This is a genomic window from Streptacidiphilus cavernicola (genome assembly GCF_042510955.1).
GTDB classification, from domain to species: Bacteria; Actinomycetota; Actinomycetes; order Streptomycetales; family Streptomycetaceae; genus Streptacidiphilus; species Streptacidiphilus cavernicola.
On sequence record NZ_JBHFAB010000021.1, the window covers coordinates 148,508 to 155,174 of the forward strand.

Consider the following 6,667-nt stretch of genomic DNA (forward strand, 5'->3'; position numbering starts at 1 on the left):
GCGAGGGCCCCGCACTATCGTGGTGCCGACCGGACACCGAGCCAGGGGGGCTTGTGAGGCATCAGGACGTCGGCACCACCCAACCGATCATCGCCGGACTCGTCACCTCCGCGGTGGGCTTCACCAGCACTTTCGTGCTGGTGCTGACCGGCCTGCGGTCAGTCGGCGCGGACCCGCGGCAGGCCGTCTCCGGACTGCTGCTGCTCTGCGTCACCATGGGCGGCCTCGCCGTCCTGCTGGGGCTGCGCCACCGTCAGCCGCTCAGCTTCGCCTGGTCCACCCCCGGCGCCGCGCTGCTGGTCAGCGCGGGCCACCAGCACGGCGGCTACGGCTACGCGGTCGGGGCCTTCCTGGTCGCCGGGCTGCTGATCGCGGTCACCGGGCTGTGGTCCCGGCTCGGCGAACTGATCGCCTCGATCCCGGCCCACCTGGCCACCGCGCTGCTGGCCGGTGTGCTGCTGCCGCTCTGCCTGGCGCCGGTGCACGCCGCCGTGCAGCTGCCGTCGCTGGCGCTGCCGGTGGTGGCGGCCTGGGCCCTGCTCACCCGCTTCGCCCGGCGCTGGGCCACCCCGGGGGCACTGCTGGTGACCGTGCTGGTGCTGCTGCTGCGCCACCCGGCCGCCTCCGGGCCGACCGTGGGGCTGCTGCCGATACCGACCTTCACCGCCCCCGCGTTCAACGCCGGGACGCTCGCCGGGATCGCGCTCCCGCTGTACGTGATCACCATGGCCGCGCAGAACGTGCCGGGACTCGCCGTCCTCACCCACTTCGGCTACCGACCGAGGACCCGGCCGATCCTGCTCGGCACCGGACTGACCACGGCCGCGGGCTCGGTCGCCGGGGTCTACATGGTCAACCTCGCCGCGATCACCGCGGCGCTGGTCGCCGGGCCCGACGCCCACCCGGACCGGGACCGGCGCTGGATCGCCTCGGTGACCTCGGGCGCGGCCTACGTCCTGTTCGGCCTGACCGCCGGCCTGTCCGCGGCGCTGCTCAGCGCGGCGCCGCCGCTGCTGATCGAGGCGGTCGCCGGACTGGCCCTGCTCGGCACCCTGGGCTCGGCCCTCGCCTCCGCGCTCAGCGCCGAGACGGGTCGCGAGGCGGCGGTGATCACCTTCGTAGTCGCCGCCTCCGGGGTGACCGCGCTGGGCATCGGCGCACCGTTCTGGGGCCTCCTGGCCGGACTGGCCGCCCACGCCCTGTTCCGCCGGGGCCGCGTGACGGCTGGGGCCGGGACAGGGGAAGCCGGGGCCGGGGCGGGTTCCGCCACCGTGGCTCAGCCGGTCGCGGGCGGGCCCGGCTCCGAACCCGTCACGCCCGCCGGACCGGCTGCGAGACCCACCGACGTCCCCGCTCCCGCACGGGTAATCCGCCACAGCCCGGACCACTCGTAGTACAGCCCGTTCACCACCTGCAGCAGCACCAGCGTGACCGGCCAGAGCAGCCCGCCCAACGCCGGAACCAGGTCTACCGGCAGCACATACGCCATCAGCACCCGCGCCACGCCGTCCAGGACCATCGCCACGCCCCAGATCGCCGTGGACACCCGCCAGATCTCGCGGAACCGCGGCGACTCCTCCCACAGCACGTCCCACGAGGTCCCGTCGCTGCGGAAGCGCCCCTCCAGCAGCGGCCTCGCACCCTGGAACGCCAGCGGGCGGCGGGCCCGGACCGAGCCCAGGAACCAGAGGCCGCCCAGCCCGGTCACCCAGCCGTCCTTGGCCAGCATGAACCGGGTGCTCCCGCTGATCAGCGACACCGCCAGGCCGAGCAGGATCACCCCGGCGACGAACGCCGCCATCCCGTCCAGCCTGCGTTCCCGCAGGAACTGCACCAGCGCACTCACCGCGGGCACCAGCGCCGAGACCAGCAGAGCGAGGTACGTGCTGACCCCGGCGGCCCGCAGGCCGTAGTAGAGACCGATCGGCAGCGCGATGTCGGCGGCCATCACCAGCGCGGTACGCCGCCCCGTGCGGGGACGCGGCGCGGGTGCGGACGCCGCCGGGGGCGCTGGGGTCGCCGGGGGCGTCACGGGGCCCTCCTCGTGGCCAGTTCCACCCAGGTGGTGATCTCCCGCACGCACTCCTCGACGGTCAGCACCGGCGGCACGAACATCCGCGAGATCGCCGCGTCGATCCCCGACTTGATCGTCAGCGCCATCAACCGCACATCGAACTCACGGAACTCACCACTGCCCTGACCGTCCGTCAGGATCGGTCCCAGCTCGTGCACATTGGCCTCGGCGGTCAGCTCAGGGCCGTAGCGCTGACCGCCCGCGTCGTCCCGCGCGTTCATCGAGACCTCGTAGAGCGCCCGGACGTAGGACGGGTAGGCGGCGATCCAGCGCAGCTGCGCCTCGATCCGGGCGTGCAGCCGTCCGGTCGCGGTCGACTCGGCCCGGACCCGTTCGGCGATGGCCCGCTCAGCACTGCCGCCGGCCTCGACCAGGACCTGTTCCATCAGCTCGTCCCGGCTGCCGAAGTGGTACGAGATGAGCCGGGTGCTGGACAGCCCGGCCTGACGGGCGATCCGGCTGTAGGTGGTCTGGGCGTAGCCGACCTCGGCGATCACCGCGATGGTCGCCTCGACGATCTGCGCCCTCCGCGCCGTCGCCGCCAGAGACCGCGACGGGGCGCCTTCTGTTACTCGCACAAGTAATTTCTACCTCGCCCGAGTAACAGAGGCAACCCCGCAGGCGCGCTGCCGCCTCCCACCACGTATCGCGCTACATGTTGATCATGTGGCCGGCCAGCCCGTGCACGGCCTCCTTGACCGCCTCACCGAGCGTCGGGTGCGCGTGCACATTCCGGGCCACCTCGTGCACCGTGAGGTCCCACTGCTGGGCCAGGGTCAGCTCCGGCAGCAGCTCGGTGACCTCGGGGCCGATCAGATGCGCGCCCAGCAGCTCCCCGTGCGTGCCGTCGCTGATCACCTTGACGAAGCCGACCGGGTCGCCGAGCCCGTGCGCCTTGCCGTTGGCAGTGAACGGGAACTTCGCCACCTTGACGTCGAAGCCCTTCTCCCGCGCCTGCGCCTCGGTCCAGCCGAAGCTGGCGATCTGCGGCTGGCAGTAGGTGGCCCTGGGGATCATGGTGAAGTCCAGCTCCATGGTCTCCGCACCCGCGATGGTCTCGGCGGCGATCACGCCCATGGACTCGGCCGCGTGAGCCAGCATCAGCTTCGCCGTCACATCCCCGATCGCGAAGATGTGCGGCACGTTCGTCCGTCCGCGCCCGTCCACCTCGATCGCACCGCGCTCGGTCAGCCGCACCCCGGTGGCCTCCAGGCCGTAGCCGGTCACCCGCGGCGCGAAGCCGATCGCCTGCAGCACCTTGTCGGCGGACAGCACCTGCTGCTGCCCGTTCCGGGTGACGGTGACCTGGACCTGGTCACCGCTGTCGTCGATCGACTCGACCCGGGTGGACGTCAACACCTCGATGCCGAGCCGCCGGTAGCGCTTGGCCAGCTCGGCCGAGACCTCGGCGTCCTCCAGCGGCACCATCCGGTCGAGGAACTCGACGATGGTCACCTTGACCCCGAAGTTGTGCAGCACATAGGCGAATTCGACGCCGATCGCGCCCGCCCCGGCGATCACGATGCTCTGCGGCAGCTTCTCGGTGAGGATCTGCTCCTCGTAGGTGACCACCCGTTCGCTGAGCGAAGTGCCCGGCAGCAGCCGGGTGGTGGCGCCGGCCGCGATGATGCAGTGGTCGAAGGTGACCGTCTCGGTCCCGCCGGAGCGGAGCGCCACCTCGATCGTGCGGGCGTCGGTGAAGGTGCCCCGGCCGTCGTACTCGGTGATGCCGTTCTTCTTCATCAGGTAGTGCACACCCGCCACCCGGCCGTCCGCGACCTTGCGGCTGCGCTGGAACGCCGCCCCGTAGTCGAAGCTCACGCTGCCCTCGACCCGAATGCCGAAGGTGTCGGCCTCCTGGGTGAAGATGTGGGCCAGCTCGGCGTTCCGCAGCAGCGCCTTGGAGGGGATGCAGCCGACGTTGAGGCAGACCCCGCCCCAGTACTTCTCCTCGATCACCGCAGCCCGGAGACCCAGCTGGACGGCACGGACGGCGGCCGTGTAGCCGCCGGGGCCCGCGCCCAGGACCACTACGTCAAAGTGTGTGCTCATACCGTGCAGCGTAGGCACAACGACCGGCGCAGGCGGGCGGCTTCCCCGGGGACGTGCCCACTCTCACACGATCACACGGTCGGCTCAGGGGCGGGGCTCAGGGATCAGCCGGGCATCGGGCTCAGGCACCGGGCTCAGGCATCGGGTCGGCTGAGGAATCGAACCGTCAGAGGTCGTACTCAAGAGCGAACTCGTGTCCGGGCAGGACGACCGCGGTTCCGGTCAGCCCCACCAGGTCGCCGGTGCCCGACCCCGGAATGATCGTCAGCTTCATCTCGTTCTCGTCGCCGTTCGCGGTGGCCGCGTGCAACAGGCAGAAGCTCCCCTTCAGCCCGTCGAACTCCACCTCCATCCGCTCCACGGCGACATACGCCGACACGTTCTCCCCCACGCCGAGCATCACCGCCTCCAGCGCGCTCGTCCCGGCGAGATCACCGGTGAAGGTCTTGGCCGCCTCGGTCCGCTGGAGCTGCGCACCGTGCCAATCCGCAGGCTTACCTTCCCACTTGTCGATACTGAACGCGCTGGTGACCCGCTTCGACATGGTTACCTCTTCTGTGGCTGTCAGCCGGTGGCTGATGGCTGATGGCCAGCCTCTCGTGACTGGCCGCTCATGACTCGTCCGATCGACAGCACCCTAGCGGCCAGGCACCGTCGCCCCGGTCAAACGACCCGCGCCGCGATGATCTGTGCACAGTCGGCGGACAGCATGGCGGAGGTGTCGACAACCAGGTCGTAGGCCACTCCACGATGCACCGACTCGGCCTGCGCAGCGGCCATCCCGGCCACCCGGTCCGCGCGTGCCGCCTCCCGTGCCGCGGCCACCTCGGGCTCGCATCGCACTCCGACCCAGCACACCCGCAACCCGCCCGAAGCCTCCGGAGCTCCCGAAGCCCCCAGCGCCTTCTGCCACCGCCGCTGCGACTCGGCGCCGCCGAGGAACACCTCGTCCACGATGATCCGTGCACCCGCCCGTGCCATCGCCACAACACCCTCGATTCAGGCCTCCTCCAGCTGCCGGAACACCGGCCCGATCTCCACACCGCCGTCGGCAGCGAACGCGACACCCTCGGCCGAGGCCCCCGAGAGGGACCTCGGCATCGCCTCGATCAGCGTGTCCACCCCGAAGGTCAACCACGGGTCCGGCAGGACCTCTTGCAGCGACCGGGCCAACTGGGACTTCCCCGAACTGGATCCGCCGTTGAGGATGATCATTCGCGTCGTCTGCATGACATGATCGTAAGCGCGTTCGCTCAACTAGGCTGAGCCGTATGCCCATCGCCATGGAGACCGTGACCGAAATCCTTCGGGAAGCCGCCGCAACGGCGATTCTGCCCCGATTCCAGTCCTTGGCCGACGGAGACGTCAGCGAGAAAAGCCCTGGCGAGGTCGTCACCATCGCCGACCGCGAGGCGGAAGCCCTGATCACCCGTCGGCTGCGCACCGTCCTGGACGCCCCGGTGGTCGGCGAGGAGGCGACGGCCGACAACCCCGCGCTGCTCACGGCGCTGCGCGAGGCCCCCTCCGTCTGGCTGGTCGACCCGCTGGACGGCACCGCGAACTTCATCGCCGGCCGACCCACTTACGCGGTGATGGCGGCGCTGGTCCGACACGGCGAGACCGTCGCCGCCTGGATCGTCCACCCCGCAACCGGCCTGAGCTACCAGGCCGAGCGCGGCTCCGGCGCATGGCGGGACGGCGTACGCATCCAGCGCGCTCCCGCTTCCGCCGACCCGGCCGAACTGCGCGGGGCCGCCTTCACCCGCTTCCTGCCGCCGTCCACCCGCGCCTACGTCGAAGCCGCCAGGGCACAATTCGCGGACGCGGGCCTCGGCACCAAGGCAGCCGGCGTCGACTATCCCCAACTCGCCGAGGGCCTCATCGACTTCAGCCTCTACCAGCGCACCCTCCCGTGGGACCACGCCCCCGGCGCCCTCCTGCTCACCGAAGCAGGCGGCACAGCGGCCCGCCCAGACGCGACCCTGTACCGCCCCGACGACCCGGGGCTGGGCCTCCTCGCCGCAGCAGATCCACAGTCCTGGCACACGGTGCGGGACACTCTCCTCCCTCCCCCCTGACTCCCCTGCTCCCTGCTCTCCTGAGTGGTGCGCTGTGTCGGGTGGGGTCGGCCTTCGCCGTTGCTGCGGTGTCGGGTCCGTCTCGCGCCTCCGGCGCACTGCAGCAACTACAAAGGCCCAGGGCCACGGGGTGGTTGGGGTGGGTGAGTATTCACTCCCTCGACCCCGGCAGCCAGACAACAAACCCGAGCCCCGCCCGGCTCCCGTGTAGTTGGCTGCTGTGCGCCGGAGGCGCGAGACGGCGCCGCCAGGTGTTCTACGGTGAAGGCCGACCCCACCAACCCGTTGTTTGTGTCTGGAACGCAAGTAACCCCCCTGACACAAGGTCAGGGGGGTTACTTGTAATGGTTGTTCGGCGGCGTCCTACTCTCCCACAGGGTCCCCCCTGCAGTACCATCGGCGCTGTGAGGCTTAGCTTCCGGGTTCGGGATGTTGCCGGGCGTTTCCCTCACGCTATGACCAC

Annotated in this window: 6 protein-coding genes, 1 rRNA gene and 1 pseudogene; 2 read left to right on the forward strand and 6 right to left on the reverse strand. The window is 70.8% G+C overall.

Translation table 11 applies throughout. The features are described from left to right. Positions 1–53: 53 nt before the first annotated feature. Positions 54–1,394 (forward strand): benzoate/H(+) symporter BenE family transporter, encoded by a 1,341-nt coding sequence (locus ACEZDE_RS25250; protein WP_380540125.1) that lies wholly within the window; start codon positions 54–56, stop codon positions 1,392–1,394. Here ACEZDE_RS25250 and ACEZDE_RS25255 read toward each other — a convergent pair. The 5 genes and pseudogenes from ACEZDE_RS25255 to cpt all read right to left on the reverse strand — a co-directional run bounded on the left by ACEZDE_RS25255 (position 1,277) and on the right by cpt (position 5,341). Continuing rightward, positions 1,277–2,032 (reverse strand): VC0807 family protein, encoded by a 756-nt coding sequence (locus ACEZDE_RS25255; protein ID WP_380540128.1) that lies wholly within the window; start codon positions 2,030–2,032, stop codon positions 1,277–1,279. The two genes, ACEZDE_RS25250 and ACEZDE_RS25255, sit on opposite strands and share 118 nt — an antisense overlap. Next, positions 2,029–2,652, reverse strand: a complete 624-nt coding sequence (locus tag ACEZDE_RS25260; protein ID WP_380540131.1) for a TetR family transcriptional regulator — start codon at positions 2,650–2,652, stop codon at positions 2,029–2,031. The genes ACEZDE_RS25255 and ACEZDE_RS25260 overlap by 4 nt, the downstream gene beginning before the upstream one ends. Before the next feature lie 73 nt (positions 2,653–2,725). Then, the gene (lpdA, locus tag ACEZDE_RS25265; protein WP_380540134.1) at positions 2,726–4,126 is read right to left on the reverse strand and encodes a dihydrolipoyl dehydrogenase; all 1,401 of its coding nucleotides are present in this window, start codon (positions 4,124–4,126) and stop codon (positions 2,726–2,728) included. A 166-nt stretch (positions 4,127–4,292) separates the two neighbouring features. Continuing rightward, complete coding sequence (locus tag ACEZDE_RS25270; protein WP_380540137.1) at positions 4,293–4,670, reverse strand: DUF3224 domain-containing protein; 378 nt, start codon at positions 4,668–4,670, stop codon at positions 4,293–4,295. A 119-nt stretch (positions 4,671–4,789) separates the two neighbouring features. Further along, positions 4,790–5,341: pseudogene (gene cpt / locus ACEZDE_RS25275) on the reverse strand (chloramphenicol phosphotransferase CPT). A gap of 68 nt (positions 5,342–5,409) precedes the next feature. Between cpt and ACEZDE_RS25280 the strand changes: the two are divergent. Continuing rightward, positions 5,410–6,204 carry an inositol monophosphatase family protein gene (locus ACEZDE_RS25280; protein WP_380540160.1) on the forward strand — a complete coding sequence of 265 codons (795 nt, stop codon included), beginning with the start codon at positions 5,410–5,412 and terminating at the stop codon, positions 6,202–6,204. A gap of 350 nt (positions 6,205–6,554) precedes the next feature. Here ACEZDE_RS25280 and rrf read toward each other — a convergent pair. Then, positions 6,555–6,667 (reverse strand): 5S ribosomal RNA (rrf, locus tag ACEZDE_RS25285); the annotation flags it as partial.